This is a genomic window from Streptomyces cadmiisoli (assembly GCF_003261055.1).
In the GTDB taxonomy this organism is placed as follows: domain Bacteria; phylum Actinomycetota; class Actinomycetes; order Streptomycetales; family Streptomycetaceae; genus Streptomyces; species Streptomyces cadmiisoli.
On the sequence record NZ_CP030073.1, the window covers coordinates 6,047,260 to 6,063,597 of the forward strand.

At 73.8% G+C, this 16,338-nt stretch carries 12 protein-coding genes; 4 read left to right on the forward strand and 8 right to left on the reverse strand.

Annotated elements, in window-relative coordinates:
• Positions 1-21 precede the first annotated feature (21 nt).
• From DN051_RS26400 to DN051_RS26415, 4 genes are read right to left on the reverse strand one after another with little or no spacing between them, the layout of a single operon-like run.
• Entirely contained in the window at positions 22-2,088 is a 2,067-nt protein-coding gene (locus tag DN051_RS26400) for an iron ABC transporter permease (RefSeq protein WP_112439624.1), read from the reverse strand.
• A gap of 3 nt (positions 2,089-2,091) precedes the next feature.
• On the reverse strand, positions 2,092-3,075 hold the full coding sequence (locus DN051_RS26405; protein WP_053758614.1) for an iron-siderophore ABC transporter substrate-binding protein: 984 nt from the start codon (positions 3,073-3,075) through the stop codon (positions 2,092-2,094).
• Positions 3,072-3,932 (reverse strand): ABC transporter ATP-binding protein, encoded by an 861-nt coding sequence (locus DN051_RS26410; protein WP_053758613.1) that lies wholly within the window; start codon positions 3,930-3,932, stop codon positions 3,072-3,074. The genes DN051_RS26405 and DN051_RS26410 overlap by 4 nt, the downstream gene beginning before the upstream one ends.
• Positions 3,933-3,989: 57 nt before the next feature.
• The gene (locus DN051_RS26415) at positions 3,990-4,445 is read right to left on the reverse strand and encodes a MarR family winged helix-turn-helix transcriptional regulator (protein ID WP_112439625.1); all 456 of its coding nucleotides are present in this window, start codon (positions 4,443-4,445) and stop codon (positions 3,990-3,992) included.
• A gap of 117 nt (positions 4,446-4,562) precedes the next feature.
• Here DN051_RS26415 and DN051_RS26420 point away from each other — a divergent pair, with 117 nt between their 5' ends.
• Together DN051_RS26420 and DN051_RS26425 are read left to right on the forward strand one after the other, a co-directional pair.
• The gene (locus tag DN051_RS26420; RefSeq protein ID WP_053758611.1) at positions 4,563-5,585 is read left to right on the forward strand and encodes an NADP-dependent oxidoreductase; all 1,023 of its coding nucleotides are present in this window, start codon (positions 4,563-4,565) and stop codon (positions 5,583-5,585) included.
• A 143-nt stretch (positions 5,586-5,728) separates the two neighbouring features.
• Positions 5,729-6,148, forward strand: a complete 420-nt coding sequence (locus tag DN051_RS26425; protein ID WP_053758610.1) for an organic hydroperoxide resistance protein — start codon at positions 5,729-5,731, stop codon at positions 6,146-6,148.
• Positions 6,149-6,210: 62 nt separating this feature from the next.
• Here DN051_RS26425 and DN051_RS26430 read toward each other — a convergent pair whose 3' ends face one another.
• Positions 6,211-7,359, reverse strand: coding sequence for a serine hydrolase domain-containing protein (locus tag DN051_RS26430; protein WP_112439626.1), 1,149 nt, complete (start codon positions 7,357-7,359; stop codon positions 6,211-6,213).
• A gap of 50 nt (positions 7,360-7,409) precedes the next feature.
• Entirely contained in the window at positions 7,410-9,971 is a 2,562-nt protein-coding gene (locus tag DN051_RS26435) for a M14 family zinc carboxypeptidase (protein ID WP_112439627.1), read from the reverse strand.
• A 559-nt stretch (positions 9,972-10,530) separates the two neighbouring features.
• Here DN051_RS26435 and DN051_RS26440 point away from each other — a divergent pair.
• Positions 10,531-11,337 carry an EI24 domain-containing protein gene (locus DN051_RS26440; RefSeq protein ID WP_112439628.1) on the forward strand — a complete coding sequence of 269 codons (807 nt, stop codon included), beginning with the start codon at positions 10,531-10,533 and terminating at the stop codon, positions 11,335-11,337.
• Positions 11,338-11,384: 47 nt separating this feature from the next.
• Here the strand turns inward: DN051_RS26440 and DN051_RS26445 are convergent, their stop codons facing one another.
• Complete coding sequence (locus DN051_RS26445) at positions 11,385-12,662, reverse strand: pyroglutamyl-peptidase I (RefSeq protein ID WP_199314683.1); 1,278 nt, start codon at positions 12,660-12,662, stop codon at positions 11,385-11,387.
• A gap of 164 nt (positions 12,663-12,826) precedes the next feature.
• Here DN051_RS26445 and DN051_RS26450 point away from each other — a divergent pair, with 164 nt between their 5' ends.
• Positions 12,827-15,268: a beta-glucosidase gene (locus DN051_RS26450; protein WP_112439629.1), complete on the forward strand. Its 2,442-nt coding sequence runs from the start codon at positions 12,827-12,829 to the stop codon at positions 15,266-15,268.
• Positions 15,269-15,350: 82 nt separating this feature from the next.
• Here the strand turns inward: DN051_RS26450 and DN051_RS26455 are convergent, their stop codons facing one another.
• Positions 15,351-16,328: an aldose epimerase family protein gene (locus tag DN051_RS26455; RefSeq protein ID WP_112439630.1), complete on the reverse strand. Its 978-nt coding sequence runs from the start codon at positions 16,326-16,328 to the stop codon at positions 15,351-15,353.
• Between the last annotated feature and the right edge of the window lie 10 nt (positions 16,329-16,338).

The following is a 16,338-nucleotide window of genomic DNA, read 5'->3' on the forward strand; positions in this document are numbered from 1 at the left end:
GGCGTGCACCGCCTCCCCGCCCTACCGGCGGCTGCGCACCAGCAAATACAGGAAGTACGGCGTACCGATCACCGCCGTCATCAGGCCGGCCCCGAGCTGGGCCGGCGCGATCACGGTGCGGCCGAGCAGGTCCGCGGCGCACACGAGTGTCGCGCCGAGGAGCACCGCGACCGGCACCACCCGCGCGTGCTGACGGCCCACCAGGGCGCGGGCCGCGTGCGGGGCCACCAGGCCGACGAAGCCGATGGTGCCCGCGGCGGCCACCGCGGTGCCGATGAGCAGCACGCTCAGCACCAGGAAGCCCAGGCGGGCGGGCGCCAGACCGATGCCCAGCAGCCTCGGGGTGTCCTCGTCGAGTGAGACGAGGTCGAGTTCCGTGCGCCGCGCGACCGCGGCGGCCACACCCGCGGTGAGCACCACGGCGAGCGGGAGCGCGTCGGGCCAGGTCCGCCCGTAGGTGGAGCCCGACAGCCAGGTCAGCGCCTTCGTCGCGTTGAACGGATCGGTGAGGACGATGAGCAGGCTGATCAGCGCGGTGGCCGCGGTGGCGACGCCCATGCCGACCAGGACCAGCCGGTTCTGCCCGAACCCGCCGCGCGCGGCGAGCCCGAAGACGACGACCGAGGCCGCCGCGGCGCCCGCGAAGGCGGCGCCCGCCACGCTCCACGACCCGGCCAGGGGCACCGTGGTCACCAGCAGCACGGCGCCGAGCGCCGCCCCGCCGGAGACACCGAGGACACCCGGCTCCGCGAGCGGATTGCGGGTCACCGCCTGAACGAGCGTCCCGGCCAGGGCGAGTGCCGCCCCCGCGAGGAGCGCCGCGAGGACCCGGGGCACCCGGGTGTCGAGGACGAAGGAGACGGTGCGGCCCGCCCTGCCCTGCGCCCAGTTCAGCACGTCGCCGAGCAGCAGTTTGCTGTCGCCCAGCAGCACGGCGGCGACGACGACGCCGATCAGCACCGCCACCAGTACCGCCGTGGTGGTCAGGTGGACCGTGCGGCTCCTGATGCGCAGTCCGTCGTTCGCGGCGGCCCCGGCGGTGTCCCGGACCCGGGTGGCCATCACGACCAGGAAGACGGCGCCGACCAGGCTGGTGACGACGCCCGTCGGTACGGCGACCGCGACGTCCGGCGCCACCACGGCGCGCAGCAGCACGTCGGAGCCGAGCACCAGGGCCGCACCGGTCAGCCCGACGACGGGCAGGCTCGTGCGGGCCCGGGAGAACGCGCGGATCCTGCGGGCCAGGGGCCGTACCAGGGCCGGTGCGGTGAGGCCGACGAAGCCGATCGGCCCGGCGAGCGTGACGGCCGCCGCCGAGAGCAGGGCCGCGAGCGCCACCGCCGTGACGCGGGTGGCGCGGACCGGCACACCGAGTCCGCGGGCGGCGTCGTCGCCGAGGGCCAGGGCGTCGACCCGGCGCGCGACCAGCAGCAGCCCGACGAGGCCGACGAGGCCGAGCGGCGCCATCTGGAGGACACCGTCGAAGCCGTGCTGCGCGATGCTGCCCTGGTTCCACTGGTACAGGCCCTCGGTCTGCTCGGGGAACAGCAGGAGCAGTCCCTCGGTGACCGAGGTCAGTCCGAGGGTGAGGGCGCTGCCGGCGAGGACGAGGCGGACGGTGCCCGAACCGAGGCCGGACAGGCCGAGCACGACGCCGGCCGCCGCGACGCCGCCGACGAAGGCGATGCCGGAGGAGGCGAGCAGCGGGAGCGAGATGCCGGTGGCGGCGACCAGCCCGAGGGCCAGGTAGGAGCCCGCGTTGACGGCGAGGGTGTCGGGGGCGGCGAGCACGTTGCGGCTGACCGCCTGGAGGGCGGCGCCCGCCATCGCGAGCGCCGCCCCGACCAGCAGCCCGGCGGTCATCCTGGGCAGCCGGGAGGCGATGACGACCGACGCGTCGGCCGGATCGGCCCGGCCGGTGAGCGCCTTGAGGACCTCGTCCGCGCCGACGGCGGCCGTGCCCTGGGTGACGTCCACGACCGCGAGGCCGGCGACCAGCAGGACGAGCGCGGCCGTCACCGCGGCCGCGCCCGTCCGGGACGTGGCCGCCGGGGGACGGGTGGCGGGGGTGGATGCGGTGACGGCCATGTGCTACTTCGTCAGGGCGCCGACGACGGCGTCCACGTACGCCCCCATCGACTCGGGCCCGCCGAACATCCAGATGCCGTCGGGCAGCCGGTGCACGTTGCCCTTCTTCACGAACGACAGCGACTTCCACACGGAGTCGTCGGCCAGGGCGCCGGTGAACGGCGTGCTGTTCTTGTCGCCGTCGCTGCCGATGTAGGCGAACCGGACGTCGTCGCCGAGCTTGGTCAGCCCCTCGACGTCGGTGGAGCCGAGGCCGTAAGCCTCGTCGCCCTTGACCGTCCAGGCGTTCTTCAGACCGAGCTTCTCGTTGACCGCGCCGATGAGCGAGCCACCGGTGTACGGCCGGACGGAGACCTGGTTGGAGACGACGTAGCCGTCCGCGAAGGCGTACTCGGCGCCCGCCAGACCGGCGTCCGCGAGGGCCTTTTTGCCCTCGGCGAGCTTCGCGTCGAAGTCCGCCTTGAGCTCCTCGGCCCGCTCGGTGGTGCCGGTGGCCTGCGCGATGAGGTCGAGGTTCTCCGTCATCCGCCCGATCTGGTCGGCGGCGTCGGCGGAGCGCACCTCCAGGACCGGGGCCACCTCGCGCAGTTGCTTCACCGCGGCCGGGGGCAGGTCGGTGGTGGCGACGATGAGGTCGGGCGACAGGGCGGCGATGGTGTCCATGCTGGGCTCGCCGCGGGTGCCGATGTCCTTGGGCTCGTTCGTCAGTTCGACGGTGGTGTCCCAGGTCTTGTAGCCCTTGACGTCCGCGACGCCGACCGGGTCGACGCCCAGCGAGATCAGGCTCTCGACGACGTTCCACTCGGTTCCGACGACCTTCCGGGCGGGCCCGTCGAGCTCCACCTTCGCGCCGGAGGCGTCGGTGAGGGTGATGCGTTCGGCGGTCTTCTCGGTCTTGTCGTCGGCCGCGGGCTCGGTGGTTCCGCAGGCGGCCAGGGTGAGCGCCGCGGCGGTGGCGGCGGCCGTGGTGAGCAGGATGCGTCTCATGGGGTGGTGCTGAGCCTTTCGCTTCGGGTGTGGTGCCGGCCGATGGCGCGCGTGCGCAGCCGCCCGGTCAGGGGGTCGGTGTCGACATCGATACGGATGCCGTAGGTGTCGGTCAGGCGCTGCGGCGTGAGGACGTCCTCGGGCAGGCCGTCGGCGATGATGCGCCCCGCGTGGAGCAGCACGATCCGGTTGGCCACGGCCGCGGCCTGGTCGAGGTCGTGCAGGACGGCGCCGACGGCGATCCCGTGGTCGTCCGCCAGATCGCGGACCAGGTCGAGGAGTTCGACCTGGTAGCGCAGGTCGAGGTAGGTGGTCGGTTCGTCGAGGAGCAGGACCCCGGTCTCCTGGGCGAGGCAGCCGGCGAGCCAGACGCGTTGCAGCTGCCCTCCGGAGAGGTGTTCCGCGCCGCGTTCGGCGAGTTCCGTGACGCCGGTCAGGGCGAGGGCGCGGTCCACCGCGGCCCGGCCGCCCGGGTCGGCCTTCCCCCAGCGGCCGCGGTACGGGTAGCGGCCGAACTCGACCACGTCCCGTACGGTCAGCCCGCTGGGCGTGGGGCGCCCCTGGGTCAGCAGGGCGACGTGCCGGGAGAACTCACGCGGGGTCAGGGCGAGGCCGTCGGTGTCGGCGTCGAGGGTGAGCGTGGCGGTCCGGGGCCGCTGGAGCCGGGCCAGCGTGCGCAGAAGGGTGGACTTACCGCTGCCGTTCGGGCCGACCAGGACGGTCACCTCGCCGGGCCGCAGCGTCAGGGACGCCGAATGCACCACGTCGGTCCCGTCGTACGCCACCGTCACGTCCGTGGCGCTCAGTTCATGACCACGGGGGCGGGTGGGCGCGGAGCTCTCTTCACCAGCTGTCACGGAGGAAGGTTAGCCTAGCCTTACCCCCGCTCGGGAAGGGGGTGATGCCGAATCGTGTCATTCGGGATCTTGCGGCGATCCCGTCTCCATCATCCGCCGCAGCAGGTCCCGCAGTGTCAGCCGCTCCTCCTTGCTCAGCCCCGCCAGCGGCTCGCGCGCGAAACGCAGCGACTCCCGCATGCTCCGCGCCACGCGGCGGCCCTCGTCCGTCGCCGCCGCCAGCTTCACCCGGCGGTCGCCCGGGTCGGGGCGGCGCTCGGCGAGGCCCCGGCTCTCCAGCCGGTCCACGATGCCCGTGACGTTCGAGGGCTCGCACTTCAGCTTGTGGGCGAGCTTGCGCATCGGCAGCGGTTCCAGTGACAGCAGGCTGAGCAGCTTGGCCTGCGCGCCGGTCAGCCGGTGCTCGCCGGCGGCCTCCTCGAACTCCTCGTGGTACAGGGCCACGACCGAGCCGATCAGGTCGACGACCTCCAGGGTCAGTTCGTCGGGACGGGTGGTGTCAGGGCTGGCCATGCACTCCAGCGTACCCGGTTACTTGACAGTCTGAAATATTCAAGAGCATTGTTGTTTCAGACACTGAAGCATTTTCGCCGCGCACCTCCGCCGCGCGGCCCGCAGGAAGGGCGCCCCATGAGCGACACCCCCGCACTCCCCGCCGTCAGCCGCGAGTGGCATCTGGTCAGCCGCCCGGTCGGCTGGCCGAAGCCCGAGGACTTCGCGCTGGTCGAGACCCCGATGCCGACACCCGGCGAGGGCCGGCTGCTGGTGCGGAATCTGTACCTCTCCGTGGACCCCTACATGCGCGGCCGAATGAGTGCCGCGAAGTCCTACGTCGCCCCGTTCGAGCTGGGCAAGGTCATGCAGGGCGGCGCGGTCGGCGAGGTCGTCGCCTCCGACGCGGAGGGCTTCGCCGTCGGCGACCACGTCCTGCACTTCTTCGGCTGGCGGGAGTACGCCGTCGTGGACGCGCAGAGCGCCGTCAAGGTCGACGCCGGGGCCGCGCCGTTGTCGACGTATCTCGGCGTCCTCGGCATGACCGGACTGACCGCGTACGCCGGTCTGCTGCGCACGGCCGCCTTCAAGGAGGGCGACGTGGTCTTCGTCTCCGGGGCGGCGGGTGCCGTGGGCAGCCAGGTGGGCCAGATCGCCCGGCTCAAGGGCGCCTCGCGGGTCATCGGCTCGGCCGGCTCCGACGAGAAGGTCAAGCTCCTGGTCGAGGAGTACGGCTTCGACGCCGCGTTCAACTACAAGAACGGCCCGGTGGCGGAGCAGTTGCGCGCCGCCGCCCCCGACGGCGTCGACGTGTACTTCGACAACGTCGGCGGCGACCACCTGGAGGCCGCGATCGGCTCCCTGAACCGGGGCGGCCGGATCGCCGTCTGCGGCATGATCTCGGTCTACAACAACACCGAGCCCGCCCCCGGCCCGAGGAACCTGGCCCGTCTCATCCAGACCCGCGGCCGTATCGAGGGCTTCCTGGTCGGCGATCACTACGACCTGCAGCCGCTGTTCGTGCAGGAGGTCGGTCCCTGGGTCGCCTCGGGAGCCCTGAAGTACCGGGAGACCGTCGTCGAGGGCATCGAGAACAACCTGGAGGCCTTCCTCGGCGTCCTGCGCGGCGACAACACCGGGAAGATGATCGTCAAGCTCTGAGCCGCACGCGGCCGGTGACGGCGGCGGCCCTCGCGGTCGCCGCGACCCCTTCCCGGGCGTTTCCGCCCTGCGGTAACTTCTTTTCGAAACCGTTGCGATCGTGGGCGCGAGTCGCGACGGTACCGAGGAGGAAGACCACCGTCATGCCCATCCAGCAGTCGGACGTCCTGTACACCGCAGTGGCCACCGCCGAGAACGGCCGCGACGGGCGCGTCGCCACCGACGACGGCAGGCTCGACGTCGTCGTCAACCCGCCCGAGGAGATGGGCGGCTCCGGCACCGGCACCAACCCGGAGCAGCTGTTCGCCGCCGGCTACAGCGCCTGCTTCCAGGGCGCCCTCGGCGTCGTCGCCCGCCGGGCCGGCGCCGACGTGACCGGCTCGACCGTCACCGCGAAGGTCGGGATCGGCAAGAACGCCGACGGGTTCGGGATCGTCGTCGAGATCTCGGCGCACATCCCGAAGGCCGACGCGGCCACCGCGCAGGCGCTCGTCGAGCAGGCCCACCAGGTCTGCCCCTACTCGAAGGCGACCCGCGGCGACATCACCGTGACGCTCGCCTGACGGCACTCGTTGCGTACGGCGAAGGCCGCACCCCTGGACGTGGGGTGCGGCCTTCGCCCGGGTCAGAGTGCCGCGCCGTGCACCGCGCGCACGAACCGCTCGTTCTCCGGCGCCGCCCCGCCCGGGAAGGCGCACCGGCGCCGCGTGTAGCCGTACGCCAGGCCGCTGCGCGGATCGGCGAAGGCCTGCGAGCCGCCCGCGCCGCTGTGCCCGAAGGCCCCGGCACCCAGACACGGGTACCAGCTCTCGGCCGTCGCCTGGAAGCCGAGCCCGAACGTCTTGTGGGCGCGGGCCACCAGGTCGTGGCCGACCGAGTGGATCTGCCCCACCTCGGCGACCGTGTCCGGCTTCAGCAGCGGCGGCCGGCCGTCCACCTCGCTGATCGCCGCGGCGTACAGCCCGGCGAGACCGCGCGCCGCGGCCACCCCGCCCGCCGACGCGGGACCCTTGGCGCGCACGGTCCGGGAGTTGGCGTGGTCCTCCAGCTCACCCGCGCCGGGCACATGCGTGTTGAACGCGATCGAGGCGAGCGAGTGCGGTCCGGGCCGCGCGGCGTCCAGCACCGCCCGCTGCTGCGGCGTCGGCGCCATGGGCTGCACGGACCGGAAACGCGGCTCCTCCGAGGCCGGCAGGCCCAGGTGGAAGGCCAGTCCGTAGGGGGCCCGCACCCGCTCCTCGTACACCTCCTGGAGGGTGCGGCCGGTGGCCCGCCGGACGACCTCGCCGGCGAGCGCCCCGATGACCAGCGCGTGGTAGCCGAAGGCCGTGCCGGGCCGCCAGAACGGCCGCTGGTCCGCGAGCCGCTCGGCGATCATCCGGTCGTCCGCCAGCTCCTCCTCGGTGAACCCGGCGTCCAGACCGACCAGGCCCGCCCGGTGCGTGACCAGCTCGCGCAGCGTCAGCGCCCCCTTGCCCTCGGCGCCGAACTCCGGCCAGTAGTAGGTCACCTTGCGGTCCAGTTCGAGCGTGCCGTCCTGGACGAGGAGCGCCACGACGATGTGGGCGGCGCCCTTGGTGGACGAGAAGACGCCGTACAGCGTGTCGGCCGAGACGCCGTCCGGTCCCGCCCACAGGTCGACGACCCGCCGCCCGCCGACGTAGGCGCACAACTGCCCCTCGTAGTCGTGGCGCTCCGTCGCGACGAAGGCGGCGAACTCCGCGCGCACCTCCTCGAAACCGTCGGCGACGGTGCCGTGGATCTCCTGCGTCATCCGATCTCCTCTACCTCCTCGGCCGAACCGCTGCTCGCGAGTGCCGTGGTTTACATGGTCGCCATGGTGAACAATGCCCGACCGATCTGAGGGAATTCCCCCTTGGGGTGTGCCCGGAAGAGCGGTTCCGTACCGAAGAGCACCGCATGACGACCGCTGACGACCGAGGCGCGCCCGGCCGCGGCACCGGGTCCGCCGGTGCCGTCCGGCAGCGGACGCCAGTGCCCCGACACGAGCGGCTTCCCGGTCGCGTACGACTGATCCGCCCGCACACCGGGGCCGAGGTCGGTGAACCAGACGGGGGCGTAGACGAAACCGTGGCCGGGCGCGCCGCCGGTGATCCGGCCGCCCGAATTCACCACCCGCACCACGCCGTTGGCGTCCCCGTTGCCCTGGACCGCCTTGACCGGCAGCAGCCCCGCGTCCGCGTTCAGGGCCGCTCCCACCGCGCCGCGGCCGACGAGGCCGTGGCCGTCGAGGAAGGCGTCGAGAGCGGTCCGGGCCGCGGCGTTCAGGGCGTCGTGGTCCAGCCCCGCGGACACGAACAGCACATCCACCGCCGACCAGTCGAAGCCCGCGTTGAGCACGGCCGTCGACACCGGCGTGACCTCGAAGTCCATCTCCCGCAGCGCGAACAGCTCGCCGGGTGTGACCGCGGCGGCGACCCGGACCCGGGCCAGCGGGGTCCCGCCGGCGGTGCGGGCGGCCTCGAACACGACGCCGTACGTCCGTGCCGCGGCGCCCGCCCGCCGCCGTGCCGAACCCGGCACGATCGCACTGCCGTCCGCCGCCTGCCGGACACGAACCCCTTGCCGGAGCAGGGAGTTGAGCGCGGCGACCTCGGCCGGGTCGGTGAGCGGCAGCCGCAGGTCGCCCCGCGGGGCGACGTGCCCGACGGGCGTCGCGGCACTCACCGGCCGCAGCGCGGCGTACGGCAGGCTCCCGCCCGGCACCGACCGGACGGTGGCGCCCCACAGCCGGCCGAGGCTCCAGCCGGAGATGTCGTACATGACCGAGACCTTGTCGCTGATGTCCCGGCCGTCCGACAGCAGCGCGTTCGCCAGTCCCCGCTTGGGCTGGCGCAGATCGACGACGTAGGAGCCCTCGGCGTACCACCTGCCGTCCAGCCGTACGGGGTGCGTGGCGCGGGTGACGCGGACGTCGTCGGCCAGCAGGTGGTCGACGAGCCGGGCGGCCGCGGTGGCGGAGCGCTGCCCGTCGGCGGGGATCACGTAGGCGCGCGGGAAGTCGGTGGTGTAGACGTCCTCGGGGCCGATGCCGGGGACGCCGGGCACGGTCGCCGCGGACACCGGTACCTGCGCGGCGCCCGCCGCTCCGCGCCGGAAGACCTCGATCTGGTCGGCGACCAGGGCGGTCCCGCGCCGCCGCACGAAGTCGAGCGTGGCCTCCAGGGCCGCGCCCGCCACATCGACGTTGATCGCGGACCGGCGGCGCAGCTCGCTCTCCGGCAGGGTGTCGTAGGAGGCGTTGTTGACCCGCAGCGGGATCTCGACGGTGTGCGCGGCGACCGCGCCGTGGTACGCCGCGTACTGCGGGGTGAAGATGGGCGGCCAGTCGTCCCAGCCCTCCTCCTGGTCGCGGAAGGGGATCTGGGCCGGTGCCACGCCGTCCTTGCCGGGCGTGTACCCGAGGCCGTTGACCGCCGACTCCATGCCGAGTGCGTTGGCGTAGGTGTTCTTCAGGAAGAGGTCGTACTCGTAGTTCTCGCCGTGCGGCGGGGTGGTGGGCTCGATCAGGGTGCCGTTGACGTAGCCGTGCAGGTCGAGCATGACGGCGGGCTGCTTGTCGACCATGATCCGGCGCATCGCGCGGGCCTCCGGCTGGGAGGCGGTGACGAAGTCGCGGTTGAGGTCGAAGCCGCCGGCGTTCGCGCGGGTGCCGGCGATCCGCCCGTCCGGGTTGGCCGTGATGTTGAAGTACAGACGGCTGTGCGCGAGCAGGTCCGCGGTCCGCGCGTCCCGCGCGGTCGCGAGCCGCTCGACCAGTTCCAGGGAGGCGTCCGTGCCCTCCCACTCGTTGCCGTGGATGTTGTTGTTGAAGAAGACGGGCGTCTTGTACCTCGCCTCGACCGCCGGGTCCGCGGCGGCCGCCGCCGGAGCCTTCTCGATCAGCTCGCGCAGCCGGCTCTGCTCCCGGGCCTGACGCACCGTCTCCGGGGCCGTGACGGTGACGAGGTAGAGCCGGTGGCCGCCGGCGGAGCGCCCCGCGACCTCGACGCTGACCCGGTCCCCGAGGCCCTGGAGGGCGTTCAGCCGGGGCGCGATGGCGTGGTACGGGGTCAGGCCCAGCTTGAGCGACTTGTCGGCCGGGTTCACCGGGTCCGGCGCGAGGGTCTGCTCGCGCGGGTAGCCGCGGTGGCCGTCGTCGGTGGAGCGGTCGGACAGGTCGGGGACGCGGGCGGTGAGCGCCTGACGCGCGGTGCTCGCCGGGGACTTGGCGGCCCGCCGGTCGAGGGCGGGGCCCTCGCGCGTGACGGGGTCGTCGTCCGCGCCCGCGGTGGCGGGAGCGGTGAACAGCAGAGAGCCGGCCGTGGTGAGGGCGAGAGCGGCGACCAGCACTGGCCTCGCTGGGGTGGTTCTCGTGGTGCGCACGGGTACCTCCTCCGGGCTTCCTGAGATCGGTACGGCGAGGTGTACCTGTTCGACTCAACCGCAACAAGAGGGTCTTGGTGGCGCCGACGCCCCCCGTTGCCCCGGATGGCGCACGGCTGCCGCCGCGTCACGGCAGACCGGGGAGTGCCGGTCCGCCGCCCCGCGGTGCTCCGGGCAGGCCCGGCGGGCGGGGGCGCGCCTCCGGCACGGGGAGGAGCCGCGGCGCGCCGGCGCGGGCGTCCTGGCAGGCGGGACGCCCGGCGCAGGGTGCGCGAACGCGGCACCGGTCCCGTCGCCGACCCCCGGTCCCCTCGCCGGCTCCCGGCTCCGTCGCCGACTCCGGTCCTCGCCGGCCCCGGTCCCGTCGCGGGTCCCCGACCCCCTCGCCAACTCGCGTGCACAGGCTCCGACATCACCCGGTCTCCGCTCAACACCCGCACAGAACAGTCCGGTTCCGACGCCCGCACGCGACGGGCGCCGGTCGCGAGCCCACCCGCGGAGACGCCGCTGCGACGGCCGGAGGGCCCGCGGTTCCCGGCCGCGGCACTAGAGTGCCCCCATGCGCGATCTTGGGGTGGGCTTCCGCTATCTGCTCAGGGGCCAGCGATGGGTGGCCCGGCACGGCAGGCAGTACGGCTTCGGGCTGCTTCCCGGTCTGATCACCCTGGTCCTGTACGCGGCGGCGCTGGTGGCGCTCGCGCTGTGGGGCCAGGACCTCGTCGGCTGGGCGACCCCGTTCGCCGACGACTGGTCGTCGCCGTGGCTCGGACTCTTCCGCGGCTTCCTCACGGCCGTGCTGTTCGCGCTGGCCCTGCTGCTGTCGGTGGTGACCTTCACCGCGGTCACGCTGCTGATCGGACAGCCCTTCTACGAGAGCCTCTCCGAGTCCGTCGACCGCGACGTCTCCCCGGACGGCGCCGCCCCCGAGTCCGGACTGCCCGTCCACCAGGAGCTGTGGATCTCGGCCCGGGACAGCCTGCGGATCGTGGTCCGCGCCGCCCTGTGGGGCGTCCTGCTGTTCGCGCTCGGTTTCGTCCCCGTGGTCGGCCAGACGGCCGTCCCCGTCCTCGGCGTCTTCGTCACCGGGTTCTTCCTCACCGAGGAACTCACCGCGGTGGCCCTCCAGCGCCGCCGGGTCGACCTGCGCGACCGCCTCGCCCTGCTGCGCGCCCGCAAGACGCTGATCTGGGGCTTCGGCACCCCCCTCGCACTCGCCTTCCTGGTTCCCTTCGTCGCGGTCTTCCTCATGCCGGGCGCGGTCGCAGGCGCGACCCTGCTGGCCCGGGACCTGCGGGGCGAGGAGATCGCCGAGGGTGAGCCGGACGGCGAGCAGGAGCCGACGTCGAAGGGCGACGCCGGCTGGTGAGCCCCGGCCGGTGAACGCCGGCCCGCGCCGCCCTTCGACGCCGCCGGTTACGGCGTCGCGTCGAGCGCGGCCACCACGATCGCCCGGACCTGCGCGACGATGTCCAGCCGGTTGCGCACGAACTCCGGGTCCGTCACCGCCCCCGTCGCCGGATCGGTGTTGCCCGCGCCGAACTGGAGCACCGGGGTGTGGACGTGTCCGCCCGGCAGCTCGTCGTGCAGCCCGAGCCGGTCCCGCAGCAGCGTCGCGCGGTAGGCGATCTCGTTGGACAGGTAGTCGCCGCCGCCCCCGGCCCGCGCCACCGACCCCGGGGTCGGTCCGTCCGGCCGTACGACCGGCTGGGTGCCGCCCGCCGGGATCTCGGTGACGCTCGTGTTGTCGTACACCGGGAAGCGCCCGGTCTGCGCGGCCACGATCCGCGCGTACGGCAGCGTGGTCGACCTCCACTGCGGCTGCGTCGCCGGATCGGCCACCGGCACGGTCTCCGTGCGGGAGACGTTGTCGTTGTCCGGGAAGCCGCCCCGCCAGGCGCCGTTGGTGCGCTCGATGTCGAACCGGCCGACCCGCCCCTGACTCACGGTCGCGAACAGATCGGTCCTCGGCAGGTGCGGGCGCAGCGTCCGCTCCACCGTCCCGCCCCCGGAGCCGGACGCTCCGGAGGTGGTCCCGGCGAAGTCCTGCCAGCGCACCGGGAACACGGCCGTCTCCACCCGGGCCGGACCGGCCGCCGTCTTGATCACCGTGCCGTCGAGCGCCAGCGCCGTCGCCCCGGACGGATTGGAGATCCGTACGTCCCGGTCCAGGGTGAACGGATCGAAGCCGGTCACCACGACCCGCCGGACCCGGTCGCCGTGCGGGAGGCGCAGATCGGTCTGGCCGCGCGAGGTCCGCTCCAAGGCGTCCAGCAGCGCGGCCCGCTGCCGCTCGCCGAGCCCGAACTCCGCGTCCCAGGCGCGCACTTCCCGGGTCATGCCGAGCCGTGCCCAGTACAGCGGGCGGTCGTCGTCCCGGCTCAGGTCCCCGCCGGCCGGGCCCCGCCCCTGCACCCGGTCCACGGCCCGCCGCCACAGCCGGGACCCCTCGCGTACGACGACGGCGCGGGCCTGCGGGTACGAGCGGGTCCGCTCCAGTGCCGCGGTGAAGTCCGGTGCCACGTCGTCGAATCCGGACCGCCGGAGGATCTCCTGCGGCACGGCGCGGTCCAGCCGCTGTTCCTCGGCCGTCGGCGTCGCCGCCGCGGGATGCGCGCCCGCGGGGGCGGGGGCCGCCAGCCCCGCCAGCAGGGCGAAGCCCAGTACGCCGATGCCAACTCGTATGGATTTCAAGGGGGTCGGATCCTTCCGTTCGCAGTGGGGTGCGGTGCCGGACTGCGGAAGTATCGCGCGGGAGAAGTGACTCGCGCCACGGTGGGGGACGCGAGTGACGAGGCGGACGGCCCACGACCGGGGCAGGATGGGGGAACGCACGGACTTCGACGAGGAGGCACCGCATGGCGGGAACCCGGGCTCGACCCACGCTTGCCGACCAGGCCCGCGAGGCAGCCGTGGAGGCGGCGCTGGCCGCGCTCGGCCTGGACGACAAGGCGCGTCTGCTGTCGGGCAGGGACGCCTGGACCCTGCCGGCCCTGCCCGGGATCGGTCTGAGGTCCCTCGTCATGTCCGACGGCCCGGTCGGTGTGCGCGGTGTGCGCTGGAGCGCCGACGACCCGTCCGTCACCCTGCCCTCGCCCACCGCGCTCGCCGCCACCTGGGACGAGGGGCTCGCCCGGCGGGCGGGCGTGCTGCTCGCCCAGGAGGCCCGCCGCAAGGGCGTCCACGTCCTGCTCGCCCCCACCGTCAACCTGCACCGCTCCCCGCTCGGCGGGCGGCACTTCGAGGCGTACAGCGAGGATCCGTATCTCACCGGACGGATCGGCACCGGCTATGTGACCGGTGTGCAGTCCGGCGGCGTCGCCACCACCGTCAAGCACTTCGTCGCCAACGACGCCGAGACCGAACGCTTCACGGTGAACAACGTCGTCGGTGAACGCGCCCTGCGCGAGCTGTACCTCGCTCCCTTCGAGGCGATCGTCGACGGCGCCCGCCCCTGGGGCGTCATGACCGCCTACAACTCGGTCAACGGCACGACCATGACCGAGCACCAGCGCCTGGTCGACGAGGTCCTGCGCGGCGAATGGGGCTTCGACGGCTTCAACGTCTCCGACTGGACCGCCGCCCGGTCCACCGTGGCCGCTCTCGAAGGCGGCCTCGACGTCGCGATGCCCGGCCCGCGGACCGTCTACGGCGCGGCCCTCGCCCGTGCCGTCCGGGACGGCGAGGTGCCCGAGGCCAAGGTCGACGCCGCCGTGCGCAACGTCCTGCGGGTGGCCGCCCGGGTCGGCGCCCTGTCCGGCGCCGAACCGGCCGTCACCGAGCTGCCGGAGCCCGTCGACGGCGCGGACCTGGCCCGGGAGATCGCCCGCCGCTCCTTCGTCCTGCTGCGCAACCGGGGCGCTCTCCCCCTGCGGTCCGGGACCGTCGCCCTGATCGGCGCCGCCGCCCGCGACGCCCGGATCCTCGGCGGCGGCTCCGCCACCGTCTTCCCCGAGCATGTCGTCTCGCCGCTCGACGGCCTCACCGCCGCCCTCCCGGACGGAACGGTGCGCTACGCCGTCGGCGCCGACCCGAACACCGAACTCTCCGTCGCCCGGCGGGGTTTCGCCCTCCGCGCGGTCTGCCGCGACAGCGAGGGCAGGATCATCGGCAGCGCCCCGGTGCCGGACGGCCAGATCCACTGGATGGGCGACGACCTGCCCGACGGAGTCACCCGCGACCGGCTGCACACCGTCGAACTGACCGGCACCCTCACGCCCCGCGAGAGCGGTCGGCACGTCCTCGGCCTCAGGGGCGTCGGCGCCTTCACCCTCACCGTGGACGGCACCACCCACTTCGACGGCGTCCAGCGCCCCGCCGAGGACGACCCCTTCGCCGCCCACTTCGGTGTCCCCGTGCCCCGCGCCCGGCCCGAACTCGTCGCGGGCGAACCGGTCGAGGTCTCCCTCACCCATGTCGTCGCGCGTTCCGAGGGAGCCCCGGTGAAGACGGTCACCTTCGCCCTCGCCCACCAGGCGCCGCCGCGCGACGCCGACGAGCTGATCGCCGAGGCCGTGGCGGTCGCGCGCGAGGCCGACACCGCCGTCGTCGTGGTCGCCACCACCGAGCGGGTCGAGTCCGAGGGCTTCGACCGGGCCGACCTGCGGCTGCCCGGGCGCCAGGACGACCTGGTCCGGGCCGTCGCCGCCGCCAATCCGGACACCGTCGTGGTGGTCAACGCCGGCTCACCGGTGGAACTGCCCTGGCGCGAGGAGGTCGCGGCGGTGCTGGTGACCTGGTTCCCCGGTCAGGAGGGCGGCACGGCGCTGGCCGACGTGCTCACGGGCGCGTACGAGCCGGGCGGGCGCCTGCCGACCACCTGGGGCTCGCTGGCGGACGCCCCGGTCACCGAGGTCACCCCGACCGGCGGCGAACTCGTCTACGCCGAGGGCGTGTTCATCGGGTACCGCGCCTGGGAGAGGCAGGACCGCACCCCGGCGTACCCCTTCGGCCACGGACTCGGCTACACCGACTGGACCTACGAGTCCGCCCGGGTCGAGGGCACCACCGTGCGGGTCCGGGTGCGCAACACCGGTGGGCGCGCGGGCCGCGAGGTCGTGCAGGTGTATCTGGCGCCCGGCGCACCCGACCCCGCGCGTCCCGCGCGCGCACTCGCCGGCTTCGCCGTGGTGGAGGCCGGTCCCGGCGAGCGCGCCGAGGCCGTCGTCGACCTTCCGCGCCGGGCCTTCGAGATCTGGGACGAGACGACCGCGTCGTGGTCGTTTGTGAAGGGTTCGTACGAAGTCCAGGTGGGCCGCTCGATCGCGGACCGTCGCGTCACCGCGGCGGTTACCGTCTGAGGCGGGACGGCTCACGAGCAGCCCCGGTCCGGGACCTGACACCCGGGCCGGGGCTCGTGCCGCGGACCGGCGACGCCCCGGCTCAGTCCTCCCGGCGCACCGAGAAGCCGTAGACCGACTCCGACCGGTACTCCTCGCCGGGCCGCAGCACGGTGCTCGGGAACTCCGGCCGGTTGGGGGAGTCCGGGAAGTGCTGCGTCTCCAGCGCGATGCCGTCGCCCGGGGCGAACGGCTCGCCCAGGTGCTCGCCGGTGTACAGCTGGAGACCGGGCTCCGTGGTCGACAGCGTCAGCACCCGCCCCGAGGCCGGGTCGTACAGCTCGGCGACCTGCTCCGGTGCGCCGGTCACCCCCTTGTCGAGCACGAGGTTGTGGTCGTAGCCGGCGCCGACCTTGCGCTCCGCCCGGAAGTCGAAGCGGGTCGCCTCCACATCGGCGACACCGGTCGGCACCAGGTCGGCGTCGACCGGGGTGTACCGTCCGGCGGCGAGCCGCAGCAGATGGCCGCCGGCGTTGCCGGAGCCGCTCAGGTTCCAGTACGTGTGGTTCGTCAGATTCACCACGGTCGGCGCGTCGGTGACCGCCTCGTAGGAGATGCTCAGCGCGCCGGCGGCGTCGAGGCGGTAGGTCGCGGACACCTCCAGGCGGCCCGGGAAGCCCTCCTCGCCGTGCGGGGAGACCCTGGTGAGCCGGATGCCGTGCTCGACCGGCGCCACGTCCCACACGCGCCGGTCGAAGCCGCGCTCGCCGCCGTGCAGGGAGTTCGGCCCGTTGTTGCGCGCGAGCGCGTACGTCCGCCCGTCCAGCGGGAACCTGCCGCCCGCGATCCGGTTGGCGTAGCGGCCGATCAGGGCGCCGAGATAGGGCTCAGGGTGCGCGACGTAGCCCTCCAGGTCGGGGAAGCCCAGCACCACGTCCTCGGCCCGTCCCTGCCGGTCCGGCACCTGGACCGACTGCACGATGCCGCCGTAGGAAAGGATCCGCACCCGCACACCCGCCCGCTCCAGGGTCCAGCGGTGGACCGGAGTGCCGTCGGAAAGTGTGCCGAAGTGTTCGCTCATGAGCGGAACT